The 20,772-nt window shown below is 30.2% G+C and carries 7 protein-coding genes, 1 tRNA gene and 2 rRNA genes; all 10 read left to right on the forward strand.

What is annotated here, in order from left to right:
* Positions 1-211: 211 nt before the first annotated feature.
* The 10 genes from ACTG45_RS05455 (at position 212) to addA (ending at position 20,765) form a co-directional block, all read left to right on the forward strand.
* Positions 212-3,110, forward strand: a 23S ribosomal RNA gene (locus ACTG45_RS05455).
* A 90-nt stretch (positions 3,111-3,200) separates the two neighbouring features.
* Positions 3,201-3,274: transfer RNA gene (locus ACTG45_RS05460), tRNA-Gly, on the forward strand.
* 8 nt (positions 3,275-3,282) lie between these two features.
* A 5S ribosomal RNA gene (rrf, locus tag ACTG45_RS05465) occupies positions 3,283-3,399 on the forward strand.
* Positions 3,400-3,660: 261 nt separating this feature from the next.
* Complete coding sequence (locus ACTG45_RS05470; RefSeq protein ID WP_479919984.1) at positions 3,661-5,679, forward strand: N-acetylmuramoyl-L-alanine amidase; 2,019 nt, start codon at positions 3,661-3,663, stop codon at positions 5,677-5,679.
* Positions 5,680-6,141: 462 nt separating this feature from the next.
* A complete protein-coding gene (locus ACTG45_RS05475; RefSeq protein ID WP_479918347.1) occupies positions 6,142-8,163 on the forward strand; it encodes an N-acetylmuramoyl-L-alanine amidase in 2,022 nt (673 codons plus the stop codon).
* 247 nt (positions 8,164-8,410) lie between these two features.
* The gene (locus ACTG45_RS05480; protein WP_021383847.1) at positions 8,411-10,327 is read left to right on the forward strand and encodes a hypothetical protein; all 1,917 of its coding nucleotides are present in this window, start codon (positions 8,411-8,413) and stop codon (positions 10,325-10,327) included.
* On the forward strand, positions 10,320-12,539 hold the full coding sequence (locus tag ACTG45_RS05485) for an ATP-dependent helicase (protein ID WP_021383845.1): 2,220 nt from the start codon (positions 10,320-10,322) through the stop codon (positions 12,537-12,539). Before ACTG45_RS05480 ends, ACTG45_RS05485 begins: the two co-directional genes overlap by 8 nt.
* Before the next feature lie 111 nt (positions 12,540-12,650).
* On the forward strand, positions 12,651-13,481 hold the full coding sequence (locus ACTG45_RS05490; protein ID WP_479919985.1) for a PD-(D/E)XK nuclease family protein: 831 nt from the start codon (positions 12,651-12,653) through the stop codon (positions 13,479-13,481).
* Positions 13,471-16,938, forward strand: a complete 3,468-nt coding sequence (gene addB, locus ACTG45_RS05495) for a helicase-exonuclease AddAB subunit AddB (protein ID WP_479919986.1) — start codon at positions 13,471-13,473, stop codon at positions 16,936-16,938. Before ACTG45_RS05490 ends, addB begins: the two co-directional genes overlap by 11 nt.
* Positions 16,938-20,765 carry a helicase-exonuclease AddAB subunit AddA gene (gene addA / locus ACTG45_RS05500; RefSeq protein WP_479919987.1) on the forward strand — a complete coding sequence of 1,276 codons (3,828 nt, stop codon included), beginning with the start codon at positions 16,938-16,940 and terminating at the stop codon, positions 20,763-20,765. The genes addB and addA overlap by 1 nt, the downstream gene beginning before the upstream one ends.
* The last annotated feature ends 7 nt before the right edge of the window (positions 20,766-20,772 follow it).

Consider the following 20,772-nt stretch of genomic DNA (forward strand, 5'->3'; position numbering starts at 1 on the left):
GAGGGTTCGTTTTTACGAATACTCAAAATTTGCACTTTAAGCAACAGAATAAGCTGAGCACATGCGAAGTTTGTTTGTTGGCGACGTGCGTTAGCACCTTAAAAACTGCATATATATTTAGTGATATGACATCTAATTTGTAATATATAAAGTTGATAACTTTTAAAAATTATCAAGTTGATAGACTTTAATCTATCAAACCTTTTTAACTGGTCAAGTTATTAAGGGTGCAGGGCGGATGCCTTGGCACTAGGAGCCGATGAAGGACGTGATAAGCTGCGATAAGCTTCGGGGAGTTGCACGTAAACTTTGATCCGAAGATTTCCGAATGAGGAAACTCACTTAGAGTAATGTCTAAGTATCATTAAGTGAATACATAGCTTAATGAGGGGAACTCAGGGAACTGAAACATCTAAGTACCTGAAGGAAGAGAAAGAAATTCGATTCCGTAAGTAGCGGCGAGCGAACGCGGATGAGCCCAAACCAATAAAGTTTTCTTTATTGGGGTTGTGGACATACCATATATAAGAGGTCATTATAGACGAAGAAGTTTGGAAAGACTCATCATAGAAGGTAATAATCCTGTAGTCAAAATAATAATTCTTTAGGTATGATCCAGAGTACCACGGGACACGTGAAACCCTGTGGGAAGCAGGAGGGACCACCCTCCAAGGCTAAATACTACCTAGTGACCGATAGCGTATAGTACCGTGAGGGAAAGGTGAAAAGAACCCCGGGAGGGGAGTGAAATAGAACCTGAAACCCTGCACTTACAAGCTGTGGAAGCACATTTCTTGTGTGACCGCGTACTTTTTGTAGAACGGGCCAACGAGTTACGTTAAGTAGCAAGGTTAAGCACTTAAGGTGTGGAGCCGTAGCGAAAGCGAGTTTTAACTGAGCGTTCAGTTACTTGACGTAGACCCGAAACCGGGCGACCTACCCATGAGCAGGATGAAGCGAAAGTAAAATTTCGTGGAGGTCCGAACCCACGAGCGTTGAAAAGCTCGGGGATGACTTGTGGGTAGCGGTGAAATTCCAATCGAGCCCGGAGATAGCTGGTTCTCCCCGAAATAGCTTTAGGGCTAGCCTCAAGGTGAGAGATACGGAGGTAGAGCACTGAATGTCCTAGGGGGTATTGCACCTACCGAAGACTATCAAACTCCGAATGCCGTCATCTTATACTTGGGAGTCAGACTGTGGGTGATAAGATTCATAGTCGAAAGGGCAACAGCCCAGATCGTCAGCTAAGGTCCCTAAATGTAAGTTAAGTGGTAAAGGATGTGGGATTGCACAGACAACCAGGATGTTGGCTTAGAAGCAGCCACTCATTCAAAGAGTGCGTAATAGCTCACTGGTCGAGTGATCCTGCGCCGAAGATTTCCGGGGCTAAAACTTACTACCGAAGCTACGGCATCAGTAATGATGGGTAGGGGAGCTTCCCATACGGGTTGAAGCATGACCGTAAGGACATGTGGACAGTATGGGAGTGAGAATGTTGGCATGAGTAGCGAGATGTGGGTGAGAATCCCACAGGCCGTAAACCCAAGGTTTCCAGGGGAAGGTTCGTCCGCCCTGGGTTAGTCGGGACCTAAGCTGAGGCCGAAAGGCGTAGGTGATGGACAACAGGTTGATATTCCTGTACTACCGATAACCGTTTGAGAGATGGGATGACACAGTAGGATAAGCTAAGCACACTGTTGGTTATGTGTGCCCAAGCATTGAGGCAGTCAGAGTAGGTAAATCCGCTTTGATAATGCTGGGATGTGGTGGGGAGCGAAATTTAGTAGCGAAGTAGCTGATTTCACACTGTCAAGAAAAGTCTCTATCGAGGTTAAAGGTACCCGTACCGCAAACCGACACAGGTGGGTGAGGAGAGTATCCTAAGGCCCGCGAGAGAACTGTTGTTAAGGAACTCGGCAAAATGACCCCGTAACTTAGGGATAAGGGGTGCCACCATCCGGTGGCCGCAGAGAATAGGCCCAAGCGACTGTTTACCAAAAACATAGGTTTCTGCTAAGTCGCAAGACGATGTATAGGAGCTGACGCCTGCCCGGTGCTGGAAGGTTAAGGGGATCTGTTAGAGCAATCGAAGCAGTGAACTTAAGCCCCAGTAAACGGCGGCCGTAACTATAACGGTCCTAAGGTAGCGAAATTCCTTGTCGGGTAAGTTCCGACCCGCACGAAAGGCGTAACGATTTGGGCACTGTCTCAACAACAGACTCGGTGAAATTGTAATTCCGGTGAAGATGCCGGATACCTGCGACAGGACGGAAAGACCCCATGGAGCTTTACTGTAGCTTGACATTGGGTCTTGGTACTACATGTACAGGATAGGTGGGAGGCTTTGAAACCAGGACGCCAGTTTTGGCGGAGCCATCCTTGGGATACCACCCTTGTAGTACTGGGACTCTAACCATAGGCCATGAATCTGGTCTTGGGACACTGTCAGGTGGGCAGTTTGACTGGGGCGGTCGCCTCCCAAAAGGTAACGGAGGCGCTCAAAGGTTCTCTCAGTACGGTCGGAAATCGTACGTAGAGTGTAAAGGCAAAAGAGAGCTTGATTGCAAGACATACAGGTCGAGCAAGGATGAAAATCGGACTTAGTGATCCGGTGGTTCTGCGTGGAAGGGCCATCGCTCAACGGATAAAAGCTACCCTGGGGATAACAGGCTTATCTCCCCCAAGAGTCCACATCGACGGGGAGGTTTGGCACCTCGATGTCGGCTCATCACATCCTGGGGCTGTAGTAGGTCCCAAGGGTTGGGCTGTTCGCCCATTAAAGTGGTACGCGAGCTGGGTTCAGAACGTCGTGAGACAGTTCGGTCCCTATCCGTCGCAGGCGTAGGAAATTTGAGAAGACCTGTCCTTAGTACGAGAGGACCGGGATGGACGTACCTCTGGTGTACCAGTTGTTCTGCCAAGGGCATGGCTGGGTAGCTATGTACGGAATGGATAAGCGCTGAAAGCATCTAAGCGCGAAGCCAACTTCAAGATAAGATTTCCCACCGCAAGGGTAAGACCCCAGAAAGACTATCTGGTTGATAGGTCGAAGGTGTAAGTGCAGCAATGTATTTAGCTTATCGATACTAATAGGTCGAGGACTTGACCAAATTATTTGATGTCCATTCAATAAAATATATGTGTAGTTTTTAGAGTGCTAACTCTAGAAAATTAGTTTTGCTAATTTATAAGAATTTAATGCGGGTGTAGCTCAATGGTAGAGTTCTGGCCTTCCAAGCCAGCTGTGAGGGTTCGATCCCCTTCACCCGCTCCAAAAGATTATGTGGTTACAATAGCAGAGAGGATACACCTGTTCCCATTCCGAACACAGAAGTTAAGCTCTCTAGCGCTGATGGTACTTGGTGGGAAACTGCCTGGGAGAGTAGGACGTAGCCACGTAATCTTTTTTTGTTGTATAAAATTTAATAAAACTACAATTATTATATGTTTTTATTTGTCTTTTATAGATTTTTTTGGCAATAAATGATATAGTGGATATAATTAAATATATTAGATATATTTAATTTTTTTATTTTTTGTGTTTTATAAGTTTATTTTTTATATAATTATTTATAATTTTGGGTAGATACTCTTTGATATATTTTAAAAATCTAAATCTATAAAACAAAATAGAAATTTACATTAAGTAAGGAGATTAATATGAGAAGAAATGCAAAATTATTAACAACAGGAATTCTTTCAATGGCAATTGTTGCACCGACAATGGCATTTGCTACTGAATCTAATGCTATGGAAAATAATGCAGATTTAAATATAAGCTTAGAGAAAAAAAGTATAGTTTTAGGCAGTACATCAAAAGTTAGTGTTAAATTTAAAGAAAAGCCAGATGCAGATAGTATTACATTAAAATATAAATGTTATGATATGCCCTTAGATACAACTCTAAATTACAACAAATCAACTGGAGCATATGAAGGAACTATCAATTATAATAAAGACCCAGAATATCAAAATGTTTGGGAGCTACAAGGTATAACAATAAACAGTGCAAATAATCCTAAGACTTTAAACAAACAAGACCTAGAGAAGCTAGGATTAAATTTAAAAGACTATAATGTAACACAAGAATGTATAATTGAAGATATAACTTCAAGAAAAGATGTAAATAAATACTTGAGAAAGACTTCTGCACCTATTACAGAACTTACAGGAAGTGATAGATATGAGACCGCAGTTAAAATAAGTAAAGAAGGCTGGAAAAATGGTTCAGATAAGGTAATTATAATAAGTGGAGATGTAAGTATTGATGGGATTATATCAACTCCACTAGCTACTACATATAATGCACCAATACTTTTGGTTGAAAAAAATAATGTGCCTGATAGTGTAAAATCAGAATTAAAACGTCTAAATCCTAAAGATGTAATCATAATTGGAGATGAGAATTCTATTTCTAAAACTAGTGCTAATCAGATAAAATCAACTGTAAATGCTAGTCAAACACGTCTAAGCGGTTCTAACAGATACGAAACATCTCTATTGATAGCAAAAGAAATAGATAAAAATCATGATGTAGATAAAGTTTATATAACGAATGCTACTGGTGGAGAAGTAGATGCACTTACTATAGCAGCAAAAGCAGGTCAAGATAAGCAACCAATTATATTGACTGATAAAGATAGTATTACAAATAATACATATAAATGGTTGGAGGGTGAGGATTTACAAAGTGCTTATTTTATAGGTGGTCCTCAAATGATATCAACAAATGTTATAAATAAAGTAAATGATATAACTAAGGATAGCGTTACTAATAATAGAGTATATGGAGCAGATAGACATGAAACAAATGCAAATGTAATAAAAAAATTCTATACAGAGGATGAATTAGAAGCTGTTTTGGTAGCTAAATCAGATGTACTTGTTGATGCTTTAGCAGCAGGTCCATTAGCTGCTAATTTAAAATCTCCAATACTTATAACTCCAAAGACATATGTGTCAGCATATCATAAAGCTAATTTAGAAGCTAAATCAGCTAATAAGGTATATAAAATAGGTGGAGGATTGACTTCAAGTGTAATGAATTCTATAGCAGCATCATTATCTAAGCACAATACTACTCCAGCAGACCCAGATAATAATGGTGCTAAGACAGTTATGATTGACCCAGGACACGGTGGTTCAGATAGTGGTACAACAGGGAAACCATTAGGTGGTATTAAAGAAAAAGATTATACTTTAAATACTTCACTTGCGACTACTGAATATTTGCGTTCAAAAGGTATAAATGTAATTATGACTAGAGACACAGATAAAACTCTATCACTTGGAAACAGAACTGCTTTATCTAATTCTTTAAGACCAGATTTATTTACAAGTATACACTATAATGCGTCTGATACAACTGGAAATGGTGTGGAAGTATTTTATAAACTTGAAGATAAAAATGGTGGAACTACTAAAACTTTAGCTACAAATATATTAAATAGAATTTTAGAAAAGTTCAATCTAAAAAACAGAGGTGCTAAGACGAGAGCACTATCAACTGATGCTACAAAAGATTATTTATATGTTTTAAGAACAAATGATATGCCAGCAGTACTCGTAGAATGTGCATTTTTAGACAATGAGAAAGATATGAGTTTATTGAATACATCAAGTAAAGTAAAAGAAATGGGTACACAAATCGGTAAAGGTATAGAAGAGTCGCTAAAATAGTCTAAATGAGAATCATTAAAGGTTTTAATATAAAATTAATTATGGTCTTAAACTTAGACTAAATCTACAAAATAAAATATAATTGTATTAATAAGAAAGGCTATATATATACTGTTGCATATAAGTGCAAAAAAGTGTATATATAGCCTTTTGTAGTTAAGTATAATATAAAAACATTCATAGATATAAAGAATATTATTAACTATTAAAAGTTGTGATATTTGTCTATAAAATACGATGAAAATTAAGGTATTATGTGTTATTATTTGTTTTTTATGGATTTTTATGGATTTTTATCACAATAAGTGATATAGTGAAGATAAATAAATGTATTTAATACATTTATTTTTTTATTTTTATAATTTATTTATAAATTATTTATAATTTTGGGTAGATACACTTTGACATATTAAAAAATTAAGAAGACTAAGTCAGAAATTTATTTTAAATAAGGAGATTGATATGAGAAGAAATACAAAATTATTAACAACAGGAATTCTTTCAATGGCAATTGTTGCACCTACAATGGCATTTGCTACCGAATCTAATGCTATGGAAAATAATGCAGATTTAAATATAAGCTTAGAGAAAAAAAGTATAGTTTTAGGCAGTACATCAAAAGTTAGTGTCAAATTTAAAGAAAAACCAGAAGCAGATAGTATTACATTAAAATATAAATGTTATGACATGCCATTAGATACAACTCTAAATTACAACAAATCAACTGGGGCATACGAAGGTACTATCAATTACAATAAAGACCCAGAATATCAAAATGTTTGGGAGCTACAAGGTATAACAATAAACAGTGCAAATAATCCTAAAACTTTAAACAAACAAGACCTAGAGAAGCTGGGATTAAATTTAAAAGACTATAATGTAACGCAGGAATGTATAATTGAAGATATAACTTCAAGAAAAGATGTAAATAAATACTTGAGAAAGACTTCTGCACCTATTACAGAACTTACAGGAAGTGATAGATATGAAACAGCAGTTAAAATAAGTAAAGAAGGTTGGAAAAATGGTGCAGATAAGGTAGTTATAATAAATGGAGATGTAAGTATTGATGGGATTATATCAACTCCACTAGCAACTACATATAATGCACCAATACTTTTAGTTGAAAAAAATAATGTTCCTGATAGTGTAAAAGCAGAATTAAAACGTCTAAATCCTAAAGATATAATTATCGTTGGAGATGAGAATTCTATTTCTAAAACTAGTGTTAATCAGATAAAATCAGCTGTAAATTCTTCTAATCAAACTCGTCTAAATGGTTCTAATAGATACGAGACATCTCTATTGATAGCAAAAGAAATAGATAAAAATCACGATGTAGATAAAGTTTATATAACAAATGGTAAGGATGGTGGAGAAATAGATGCACTTACTATAGCAGCAAAAGCAGGTCAAGATAAGCAACCAATTATAGTGGCTGACAAAGATAGTATTACAAATATTACATATCAATGGCTGGAGAGTGAGGATTTACAAAGTGCTTATTTTATAGGTGGTCCTCAAATGATATCAACAAATGTTATAAATAAAGTAAATGATATAACTAAGGATAATGTTACTAATAATAGAGTATCTGGTGCAGATAGACATGAAACAAATGCAAATGTAATAAAGAAATTCTATCCAGATGCCGAATTAGAAGCTATGTTAGTAGCTAAATCGGATGAACTTGTTGATGCTTTAGCAGCAGGTCCATTAGCTGCTAGTTTAAAGTCACCAATTCTTATAACGCCAAAGACATATGTGTCAGCATATCATAAAGCTAATTTAGAGGCTAAATCGGCTAATAAGGTATATAAAATAGGCGGAGGATTGACTTCTAATGTAATGAATTCTATAGCAGCATCACTATCTAAACATAATACAACTCCAACAGACCCAGGAAGTAATAATGGTGCTAAGACAGTTATGATTGACCCAGGGCATGGTGGTTCAGCACCTGGAAATTCATTTGGAGGAATGATTGAAAAAGATTACAATTTAAATACTTCACTTGCAACTACTGAATATTTACGTTCAAAAGGTATAAATGTAATTATGACTAGAGATACAGATAAAACTGTATCACTTGGAAGTAGAACTGCTTTATCTAACTCACTTAAACCAGACTTATTTACAAGTATACACTATAATGGTGATAATAATAGAAAAGGTCATGGAGTAGAAGTGTTTTATAAGCTTAAAGATAAAAATGGAGGAACTACTAAGACGGTAGCTAAAAATATATTAAATAGGATTTTAGAAAAGTTTAAACTTACTAATAGAGGAATAAAAACGAGAGCTTTAAACGATGACTCTACAAAAGACTATTTGTATGTTTTAAGAACTAATAATATTCCAGCTGTACTTGTAGAATGTGCCTTTTTGGATAGTGCAAGTGATATGAGTTTAATAAACTCGCCAGCAAAAGTAAAAGAAATGGGTACACAAATAGCTAAAGGAATAGAAGAGTCATTAAAGTAATTATAAGTAAAAAGATTTAAAAGTTTAATGTAAATCTATAATTGGAAATTGACATTAAAGTCATAAAATGAAATATAAGTGTATCAATATCAAAGACTGTATATACATTGTTGCATATATAAATGCAAGACTATGTATATATAGTCTTTTTTGTAGTTAAATGCAATAATTTGATTGTATTTTGTAAAATACACAATATGATATAATTAGATAATATACACTTAATTTAATTGAGGAAGGTGATTATGTGGAATATTTATTTGAAAAAAGTGGTTTAAGAGAATATAGAGATGAACCTTTAGATAAATATAGAGAAATATTAGAAAAAAACTATAATAATTCAAGAAGTATTATTCTATTGGTACCAAATAATAATACAAAAATAAGATATGAAAGGTCTTTAAAATTAGATTATAGTGAAGAGTTGAAAATAACAACATATATAGGTTTTGTAAAAAAAGAATTATTGAAATATTGGCCACTCATAATAGAAAAATGTAATAAAATAAGTAAAAAACCTGTATCTCCAACATTTATATCAAACAGTTTAAGTGAATATTTAATAGTACAAAAAGTTAAGGAAAAAAGGATACAAGAAGGTTATTTTGAAGATATTACAGGAACAAATAAATCAATAGCAAATAGTATAATGACCAATATAAACAAATCTGCATTCAATTTAATTGATTTTGATTTTATTGGAGAAAAAATATATTCATCAAAGAAAAACAGAGATAGTATATATAGATTTTCATATACTCAAATGGATGAAATTATATCATATTATATAGACTCATTATTATCAAACTCAATTTTAGATAATGCATTAAGTGTATATCTATATAATCAATATCTGCTTACTGATGATTCTTATATAAAAAACTTATTTAAAGAAGTGAGATATATAATAGTGGATAGCCTTGAAAATTCAAGTAATGTAGAAGTTGATTTTATTGTAAAAGCATTAGATAATGCATTGGAAAGTTATATATATATTGATTATAGCAAAGATTACTCTGTATTTAATAATGCAGATATGGACTATATAAATGAAAAGATAATATCAAAAATTGAATCACAAGAAAAAGATAAGATTAAAAAGAAGAACATAGGAATAGAAGACTTATACTTATTAAATGCAAAAGTGGAATTAAATCAATCAAGCCAACTGTACAATGAAATGTTAGATTTAATAAGTGAAAAAATTATATCTCTTATAGAAGATGGTATATCTCCAAGAGATATAGCAATTATATCTCCTATAAATAATACTATATTGGAGTATCAGATTAGAGACTCTTTGATAGAAAAAAATATAGATGTTTTTAATACTAAAAAGGATAAAAAAGTTATAGATTATCCATATGGAAATGCACTGGTAGTAGCTACATGTATATTTTATGGGCATTTAGATTTTATAAAAGAAGATGAATATTTAAGTTTTTTAGAAACTCTTTTAGAAATAAATAGGATAAAGGCATTTAAAATTCTCAATGAAACAAGAAATTTAAGTATTGATAATATAAATGGATATAGTCAGTACTGTGACATTTTACAGTATATTGAAGAAAAGAAGAAAAGTGATATAAAAATACATGAATTTTTAATTCAGTTCTATATAGATAAAATGCTAGGTTTAAAAGAAGGTAAGAAGAATGTTGGGTTATGTAAAAAGATAATAGCTGAAAGTGAATCTTTTAGTGAAAGTATAAGTTTACTTGATATGAGAGAAGAAAAGATATTCATAGAAGCTTTAAAGACTACAATAAATGATTATTACTCTGTTGTTGATATGGAAGAGTTAAAATCTAAAGATAAAATAGTAATAACTACTCCTTATTCGTATATATCATCAAATATAGATAGAAGTATACAAATATGGGTAGATATAGGAAGTAATGCTTGGAATATGAAAATAGAAAAAGATATAAGCAATTTAATTGTACTTAGAAAATCTTTTGAGGAAAAAAAGATTTATACAAATGAAATGGAAGAATATTATAAGAAATATTATCTATACAATACTGTATATAATTTGTTACTAAATGCAAATAAAATTTATGCATACAAGAGTGAGTATACGATTAATGGATATATTCAAGAAAGTATGTTATATAGTATACTTTTAAAAATCTCACATAAAGGAGATAAAAATTATGATTAATATAAATTATAGAGAAGATCAGATACCAATAATAAATTATGATAATGGTACTATGGCGGTACCAGCAGTACCAGGTGCAGGAAAAACATTTATAATAACAAACTTAGTAGCAAAGCTATTACTTGAGCAGAAGCATAAAGGTGGAAAGATATTAGTTCTTACTTATATGAACAGTGCTGTAAATAATTTTAAAGGTAGAATAAAAAAAATTCTTGAAGAGAATAAAATAGATGATGCTAGTTCATATGAAGTAATGACCATACATAGTTTAGCTGTAAAGATAATAAAGGAAAAACCAGAAGCTGTAATGTTAAGTGAGGATTTTAATATAGCTGACGATTTACAAAAAAATATTATATTAAATGAATGTATAAATAGATTTAGATTTGAAGGAGGAGAAAGAGCTTTTAGATGGTTTCTAAAAGAGCAAAAAGATGAGCGTTGGAAAGAAATAACTCTTGAAGCTTGGGAAAGAGGTTTTTTTGAATTTGCAGGAAATGCAATAAGTGAACTTAAGTATAAAGGTATTTCTCCAGATAAACTTGAAGAAATATTGTCAAGAGGGCATAAAGGAATGCTTAAAATTATTTTACCAATATATAAGTTATATGATAGGAAGTTGAAGCAAAATGGATTATTAGATTATGATGATATATTAATTTTAGCAGAAAAAACTTTGAGTTTAGATGAAGCACTTAGAAAGAAGTTTCAGACTAGATACAAATATATTTTTGAAGATGAATGTCAGGATTCAAATGAAATTCAAGGTAATATAATAAAAATTATATCTAGCGAAAATAAAAATTTAGTTAGGGTTGGGGATATAAATCAGAGTATAACAGGAACTTTTTCATCATCAGACCCCAGATTTTTTAAAGAATTTATAAATAATGCAGATTTCTGTCACAGGATGAATATGTCAAATAGAAGTTCAAAAGATATACTTGATTTAGCAAATACTCTTGTGGATTATGTTACAAAGGAATTTAGACAGGAAGAATGTAGACATGCTCTTGAAGATATGCAAATAAAGACTGTACCAAATGGAATGGGGTATAAAGAAAATCCTAACCCAGAACATTATAATATAAATGTAAAGTGGTATGAGAGTTGGAAAAATGAAATAGAGCAAACTGCTAAATATGTTAAAGGGATAAAAAATAAATACCCAGATAAAAGTATAGGTATATTAGTCCCATTTAATGAACAAGTTACACAAGTTGCTAAAGAACTTAGGGAGTACAATCTAACTTTTGAAGAATTAGGGCCAAATTCTTTGAGTAAGAGGAAGATTATAAACAACATAGCATCTATTATTGATTTTATGCTACATTGTGATGATGTAGAAAAGCTAATAAATGTACTTGATAAGGTTTTTATAAATATTGATAATGAAGCAGATGAGAAGAATTTTTTAGAAGTATTAAAAGACTATTCGACAGAAGAAATCATCTACAATTTTGAATTTAGTAAGTTAGACACTGATTTAATAGAAATTAATGAAGAAAGTGAGGTATATTTGAATTTCAAAAAAGGAATAGATATTATAAAACATATATTAGAATATCCAATAATAAGGTTAGACTTATTAGTTTTATTTATTGGCAAAAAACTTAATTTAGAAAAAGAAGATAAGGCTGTACTTGATTATATATCTTTTTATATAAAGTATCTAGTATCAGAAAATATACATATGGATTTAGAGGATGTATATAATTTATTATTCGATGTAAAAAATAAAGTATTCAATCACATAATAGATGTAGTATATGAGATAAATGGATATGAGCCAGAGCCTGGTAGTATAACATTATGTAATTATCATAAGTCAAAGGGAATGGAGTGGGATTGTGTGTTTTTATTAGGTCTTGTTGAATATAATTTCCCTGACAATATCAATCAAAAATTTCAGAGTGATAAATGGTATTTAAAAGAAAAATACAAAAATCCTATGGCAATTATTAAATCAGAAATCGAAGCTATATTAAAAGGAAGTATCTCAACTGATTATGCTCATAAGACTAAGATTGATTCTATAAATGAAAAAATTAGACTTTTATATGTAGGAATTACTAGAGCAAAGGAGATGTTAGTACTTTCAGGAAGTGCTTATAGAGATGAAAATGATATAGGCAATAAAAGAAAAGAGCAAAAACCAAGTATATATTTAAGCAGACTGAACCGACATATTATTGAAAAGAGGTCAAATTAATATATGATAAGTTACATCAATATATTGTTTAAAATATTGATTGAAAAAAGTTAAAACAATATATAGTAGTAAATAGTTATTAAAAATAAAATTAAGAGGAAAGTGATATGAGTGAATGATAAATTAAAATATTTTTCTTATAGTCAAAATTCAATTAACACATATAAATCATGTCCATTGAAGTTTAAATATAAATATATTGATAGAATAAATTGGAAAAATGATGATATTGGTAGTAGAGAGTATTATGAAAGTTTAAAAACAGGAAGAGATTTTCATTTAATTTGCGAAAGATATTTTAGTAATATACCCCTTGGAATCTATTCTAATGAAGGTGATAAAAATAGTAAAAAATTTTTAAAATGGATTGAAAATATAAAAAAAGTCGTTCCTATTAAAGAAGATAAAATGTATCTACCAGAATATGAAGTAAGGATGACTTTAAAAGGAGATACAATACAGGCAAAGTATGATTTAGTTGTAATTGGAAAAGACAGTATAGAGATATGGGACTGGAAAACTGAGTCTAAAAAGATTGACTATAAAAATGTAGAAAATAGAATACAAACAATTGTTTATATGTTTTTAGCAAAAGAAGTAATCCCAAAAGTTTTAAAAATGGACATAAATGTTAAAGATATAAATATGAGATACTATCAACCTGAATTTGATGACCTACCAATCATCATTTCATATGACGAGGAAAAGCATGAAGCAAATAAAAATAAAATTCAAACTTATATAAGTATGATAAAGAATACTAATTATGAAGAACATACATACGAAGACAATCTATACAATGATATAGAAAAGGTATATAATAAAGAAGAACGTATGTGCTATAGAAACAAGAATCATTGCAAGTATTGTGAATTCAATAAATTATGTAATGGTAAAGAAATAGATTATAGTATTTTGGAGGCGGAAATTTATGGGACTTAGGTTTATATTAGGTAGAGGTGGAAGTGGAAAATCTACTTATATACTAGATGAAATTAAAAGAGAAGCTCAAAAAAATGAAACTACATCAATTATACTTTTAGTTCCAGAACAATACACATTTGAGGCTGAAAATAGAGTAAGTAAACTATTTTTAGGTAAAGAAAAAGATAAGTATTTAAGAGTTAGGGTGCTTAGTTTCAAAACACTAAGTAATATAGTTTTTTCTCAAGCAGGAGGATTAACTGATGTAAATATAAATTCTAGTGGAAAAGCAATGATGGTATATAGAGCAATTGAAGATGTAAGTGAAGAATTAAATGTATTTTCAAAATCAAAGTCACAATCTGGTTTTGTAAGTTCAATTACAGATATGATATCAGAAATGAAACAGTATAATATAAGTCCTGAGATGTTAGAGAATATATCTGGAGAATTAGATAATGAGACTTTAAGCCTAAAATTAAAAGACATAAGTAAGATATATAATTCTTTTGAAGGAAAATTACATGAAAATTACGTAGATGCTCAAGATATGCTAACTTCATTGGCAAATAGGATAGAATTAAGTAGTTATTTAGAAGGAGCTTGTGTTTATATAGATGAATTTACAGGTTTTACACCAAATCAGTACAATGTAATAAAGAGCATATTAAACAAAACTAAAAATGTCAGTATTTCTTTGACTGTAGATGATATTAATTATATTGGATATAGTAAAGCAGATGTATTTTCTAGAACTAAATTTACTTATTCAAAATTAACTCAATTGTGCAATGAAGAAGGAATAAAAATACTACAACAAGTAAATTTAAATACAGGTGTTATAAAAAGATTTGAGGAAATTAAAGAATTACAACACTTAGAAAGATTTTATAATGCTTATCCATATAAAACATATTTAAAAGCAACTGAAAATATAAAAATCAAAGAATTTAATAATTTATATTCAGAGGTAGAAGAAATAGCTAAACAAATTGTACATTTAGTTAGAGATAAGAATGTTAGATATAGAGATATAACTATTGCTACAAGAGATTTAAATAGATATGATTTTTTAGTACACTCTATATTTAACCAATATAATATACCAAATTTTATAGATAAGAAGAGAGAAGCAAAAAGTAATCCAATAGTTATTTTAATTATTTCAGCTTTAGAAATGAAAAATAGACGATATGGATATGAGACTATGTTTAGATATTTAAAAAGTGGACTTATAGGAATTGATAATAATGATATAAATTTACTAGAAAATTATGTACTGGCTAATGGAATTAAAGGTAAGAAATGGTTTGATGAAAAATGGGACTATAGAATAACACAGAGTCTTTCTAGTGAAGAAAGTGAATTTGAGCTAGAATTAAAAGACAAAATAAATGAAATAAAAAATAGAGTATTAGAGCCAATAATCACTTTACAAGAAAAATTAAAAGGAAAAAATAGAGTAAAAGAAATATGTAAATATATATATGAATTTTTACTAGATATAAATATGCCAGAAACTATAGAAAGTTTAATAGTAAATTTTAAAGATAAAGGGGAACTTGATGTTGCCAATCAATACTCACAAGTTTGGGATATAGTAGTGGATGTACTAGACCAAATGGTCGAGCTTATGGGTGATGAAATAATTTCTTTAGAAAAATTTATAAAACTGATAACTTTAGGTTTTGATGAATATGAATTAGGACTAGTTCCTCCTAGTATAGACCAGGTACTTGTAAGTAGTATTGATAGAATGAAAAATCCAAATACTAAATATTTATATCTAATTGGAACTACTGATGGTGTATTTCCTCTGATTACAAAGGATAGTGGGATATTGAGTGATAATGATAGAGAAAGCCTTGGAAGTAAAGGAATTGAAGTTGACATTGATAGTAAAACTAGAAGTTTTGAAGAACAATTTCTAGTATATAAGGCTCTTACCTCTACATCTGAGAATTTAATCATAACATATCCGATATCTGACCATGAGGGTAAAACTCTTAGACCATCAATAATTATATCAAGACTTAAAAAGATATTTCCAAATATAGAAAATAAAAGTTATTTAGTAGAAGAAGATAAGCAAAATGATGAAGATATACTAAAAAAAATAACTGTTAAATCACCTACATTTAATGAACTTATAAATGTAATAAAAAATTATGATAGTGATAGTTATAATAAAGAAGATATTAATAGTATTTGGCTAGATATATATAGATATTATCTAAAGGATGAAATGTATAGTTCCATAACAAAAAAGGTTATAAAAGGTCTTAGTTATACTAATCAAGTTCATAAGATTGAAGAGAAAAAGATAAGGTCGTTATATAAAAGTAATTCTCTCAGTATATCTAGGCTTGAAAAATATGCAGAGTGCCCATTTGCTTATTTCATACAGTACGGTTTAAAAGCTCGAAAACGTAAAGAATACTCATTTACACCACCAGATTTGGGAACTTTCATTCACAATATTTTAGATAGATTTTCAAAGGAGCTTTCACAAGATAATTTATCTTGGAGAGACATTGATGAAAAGTATATAGAATTAAAGATAGGTATAATAGTTGATGAAATAATTTCAAAGATACCAGGGTATATATTAAATAGTTCAGAAAGGTACAAATATCTTGCATATAGATTAAAAAATATGTTGACAACTGCTGTAGATATAATTAGTCAACAAATAAAACAAGGTTCATTTGAACCAATAGATTATGAAGTTAATTTTGGAAGAGACGGAAAATATCCTCCTATAAAAATAGTATTAGACAATGGAGAAGAAGTAAATCTAATTGGGCAAATAGACAGAGTTGATGAATTTAAAGAAGGAGAAAATAAATATATAAGAATAGTAGATTATAAGTCAGGTAATAAATCCATAAGTTTGACAGAAATATATTATGGTCTACAATTACAATTACTTGTGTATTTAGATGCAATCCTTGAAAGTGTAAAAGGTGAAGATATAAATATAAATCCAGCTGCAATATTATATTGTAGAATAAATAATCCAATAGCAAAATTTAATGAAGACAAAGATGATGAAGAAATACAAGAAGCAATACTAAAAGAGCTTAGAATGAAAGGGCTTGTAATAAAAGATTCACATATAATAAAAGAAATGGATAAATCATTAATAGATGGAGAACGAAAAAACTCTTTAGTAATACCAGTAGGTCTTACTAAAGATGGAAATGTAGGTAAAAGTACATCAGCAGTAACTTATGAGGATTTTAAACTACTTAGAAAATATGTAAAACATGCTATAAAAGATTTATGTGAGGACATGTTGAGTGGAGAAATATGTATAGCTCCATATAAACATAAAGATGGAACATCATGTGATTTTTGTGATTATTCAGCCATATGTCAATTTGATTCAACTATGAAAGATAATAAATATAAAATTCTAAACAATAAAAGCAATGAAGAGATAATAAAAATGATGAAAGGAGATGTTGATTAGTGAGTTCTCCTAAATGGACAAAAGAGCAACTAGAAGTCATAGAAAGTAGAGACTGCAATTTATTGGTTGCAGCAGCTGCTGGGTCAGGAAAAACAGCAGTACTAGTTGAGCGTATAATTCAAATGATAACAAGTAGGGAAAATCCAATCGATATAGATAAGTTATTAGTTGTTACATTTACTAATGCTGCTGCATCAGAGATGAGAGAGAGAATAGGTGATGCTATAGGAAAATCACTAGATGAAAATCCAGAAAATAAACATTTACAAAATCAACTGGTTCTATTGAATAAATCTAGCATTACAACAATACACTCATTTTGTTTGGATGTTATAAAATCAAACTTTCATAGAATAAACTTAGACCCTAATTTTAGAATAGGAGACCAAACTGAATGTGCTATTTTGAAACAAGAAGCAATAGAAGATGTATTTGAAACCTTGTATGAAGAAAGAAATGAGGGTTTTTTAAATTTAGTTGAAAGTTATGCAGAAAGAGGAGGAGACAAGGAAGTACAAGATATTATTTTAGGAATATACTCATTTGCAATGGCTTCTCCTAAACCTAAAAAATGGTTAATTGATTCAGCAGAGAGATTTAATATCGATGAGGATTTTGATTTTTCACAGTCTATTTGGGCTAGAGCTATATTAGATACTGTAAAAATAGAAATTAATGGTCTTTGTTTAAATATGGAAAAGGCATTAAAAGAAGTTGAATCAATAGAAGAATTAGAAACTTTTGCAGAAAAGTTAGCTATTGAGTATAAAAAAATAGTAGATATTTCAGAAGCATGTAATAAATCCTGGAATGAAGCGTATGAAAAGATGGCAGGTATGTCTTTTGAAAACTATGTAAAAGGAATAAAAAGAATCCCGAAAGATGCTCCTTCATATATAAAAGAATCAAAAGAAAAAGCAAAGGCTATGAGAGATAAAGCTAAAAAATCTTTAGAAAGTATAGTAAATGCTACATTCAATAAAGATAATGACTCAATTAAAGAAGAAATAAAATATCTTTATAATATAGTCAAGCCTATATCTAATATTGTACTGAGATTTGAAGAGGAATATAGTAATAAGAAAAGCGAAAAAGGAATAATAGATTTTAATGATATAGAGCATTTTGCCTTAAATATACTAACAAATGTAGATGAAGAAGGTAATATTATACCTTCTGATATAGCATTGGGATATAGGAAGAGGTTTTATGAGATATTTATAGATGAATATCAAGATAGTAATTTAGTACAGGAAGTATTACTTAAAGCTGTGGCTAACACAGAAACACCAAATAGGTTTATGGTTGGAGATGTAAAGCAGAGTATATATAGATTTAGACAAGCAAAGCCAGAATTATTTTTACAAAAATACAATAACTACAATGATAAAAAGGGAAGTTCTCATAGAAAAATAATGCTTTATAAAAACTTTAGAAGTAGAGCAGAAGTTGTAGATGCTGTAAATTATATATTTGAAAATATAATGAATGAAAATATAGGAGAAATTGAATATACGGAAAAAGAAAGACTAAATTTGGGAGCTGATTTTAAGTTAGACACAGATGAAACCTCTATTGTTGGTGGAGCAACAGAAATACATCTTATACAAAAAGATAATAAACTTGATGATGATATTATAAATAATAAAGATGATAATGCCAATAATGAAGAAAATGAATTAGAAGAAGAAGAAAAGTTAGATAATATACAACTTGAAGCTAGAATGGTTGGAAAGATTATCAAAGATTTAATGAAAGTTAACGAAGATGGAAAAATTCAAAAAGTATACGATAAAGGAATTGATGGATATAGACCTGTTGAATTTAGAGATATAGTGATTCTTTTAAGAGCTACATCTGCATGGGCTCCAGTGTTTGCAGATGAATTGATGAATATGGATATACCAACCTATGCAGATGTTGGAGTAGGGTATTTTGATACAATTGAAATAAAAACTATATTATCATTACTTCAAATAATAGATAATCCAATACAAGATATACCACTTATATCTGTATTAAAATCTCCTATATTTGGATTTACGCCAGAGGATTTGATTGATATTAGAATTCAGAACAAAGATAAGACTTTTTATGAGGTTTTAGAAAGTACATCAGAGTATGACGAGTTTACGGATTATCAAAATGAAAATAAGTCTGAGTTTGTACCAAGTAAAGAATGTATAAGTAAAAGCAAGGATTTTTTTGTTAAATTAAAGGACTTTAAAGAAAAATCAATGTACATGAGTACCGACGAATTTATCTGGTATTTGTACACAAAGACTGGATACTATGCTTATGTTGGAGCATTACCAGGTGGAAGTCAAAGACAAGCTAATTTAAAAGTACTGTTTGAAAGAGCAAAACAATTTGAAGAAACTAGCTTTAAGGGAATATTCAACTTTGTAAATTTTATAGAAAAATTAAAAAAATCCAGTTCTGATATGGGAAGTGCAAAGACACTTGGTGAAAATGCAAATGTTGTTAGGATAATGAGTATCCATAAAAGTAAAGGATTAGAATTTCCAGTAGTTATATGTTCTGCAATGGGTAAAAATTTCAATACTCAAGACTTTAAAAAGAGTATTTTATATCATCATAATTTAGGGTATGGACCTCAGTTTGTGGACTATGAAAGACGAATCTCTTTTCCAAGTATAGCCAAAGAAGCATTAAAAAGTAAAATAAATATAGAAAATTTATCAGAAGAGATGAGAGTTTTATATGTTGCATTTACAAGAGCTAAAGAAAAATTAATTATAACAGGTTCTACTAGAAATATACAAGATAGTATAAAAAGATGGGCAAATGGAATTGAAGGTCTGGATACAATATCACAATACGAGATATTAAAAGGTAAAAATTTTCTGGATTGGATAATGCCTTGTGTATTAAAACATAAGGATTTGTCTAATTTATTGGAAGAAGTAGGCTTAGATGCAGTCTTTAATGTTGACCATAATTCAAAATGGAGTGGAAAACTATGGAACAAGAATGATGTCTTAATAGAAAGAAAGACTAATGAAGAAAATGAAAGTATTGAAGAAATCCTTGAAAAAATAGATGTAGATAAGCATGACAGTGATTATTATACTGAAATAGAAGGAAAATTAAATTATGTATATCCATATGAGTTTAGTACAAGAAAACCTGCTAGTATATCTGTTACAGAAATAAAAAAAATACAAAATAACTATGAAGAAGAATTAATAAATACTATCTTTGAACAAAAAGTAATACTAAAAAAACCTCTATTTATTCAAAATGATGAAGAAAGAGAAAAGATAAATGGAGCAGAAAGAGGTACAATAGTCCATTTAGTTATGGAAGTTTTAGACTTAAAAAAAGTAAATACTGTAAATGATATAAAGTTACAAATAAAAAGCCTTATTTCAAAAGGCGTAATAACAGAAAAACAAGCTAGTATAGTAAATCCATATAAAATATATAAGTTTTTTGCTTCCGACATAGGGAAAAGAATGCTGAATGCTGAACTTATAAATAGAGAAAAATCAATTTATGCACAAGTGAATATGAAAGATATATATATTTATGAAGAATTGATAAAAAATGATGATAAAAAACTTTATGATAAAGAAAGTGTCATGTTAAGAGGTATAGTTGATGCTTATTTTGAGGAAGATAATCAAATAGTTTTAGTTGATTATAAAACCGACTTTGTAAATGAAGAAAATATAAACCAAATAATAGAAAAATATAAAAAACAACTAGATTTATATGCAGATGTTATTGAAACTCTAACTGGGAAGTCAGTAAAAGAAAAATGTATATATTTATTTGGTGTTGATGAAGCTGTTTGTTATTAGTTTTTTT

Source organism: Clostridioides sp. LIBA-7602 (assembly GCF_056688945.1).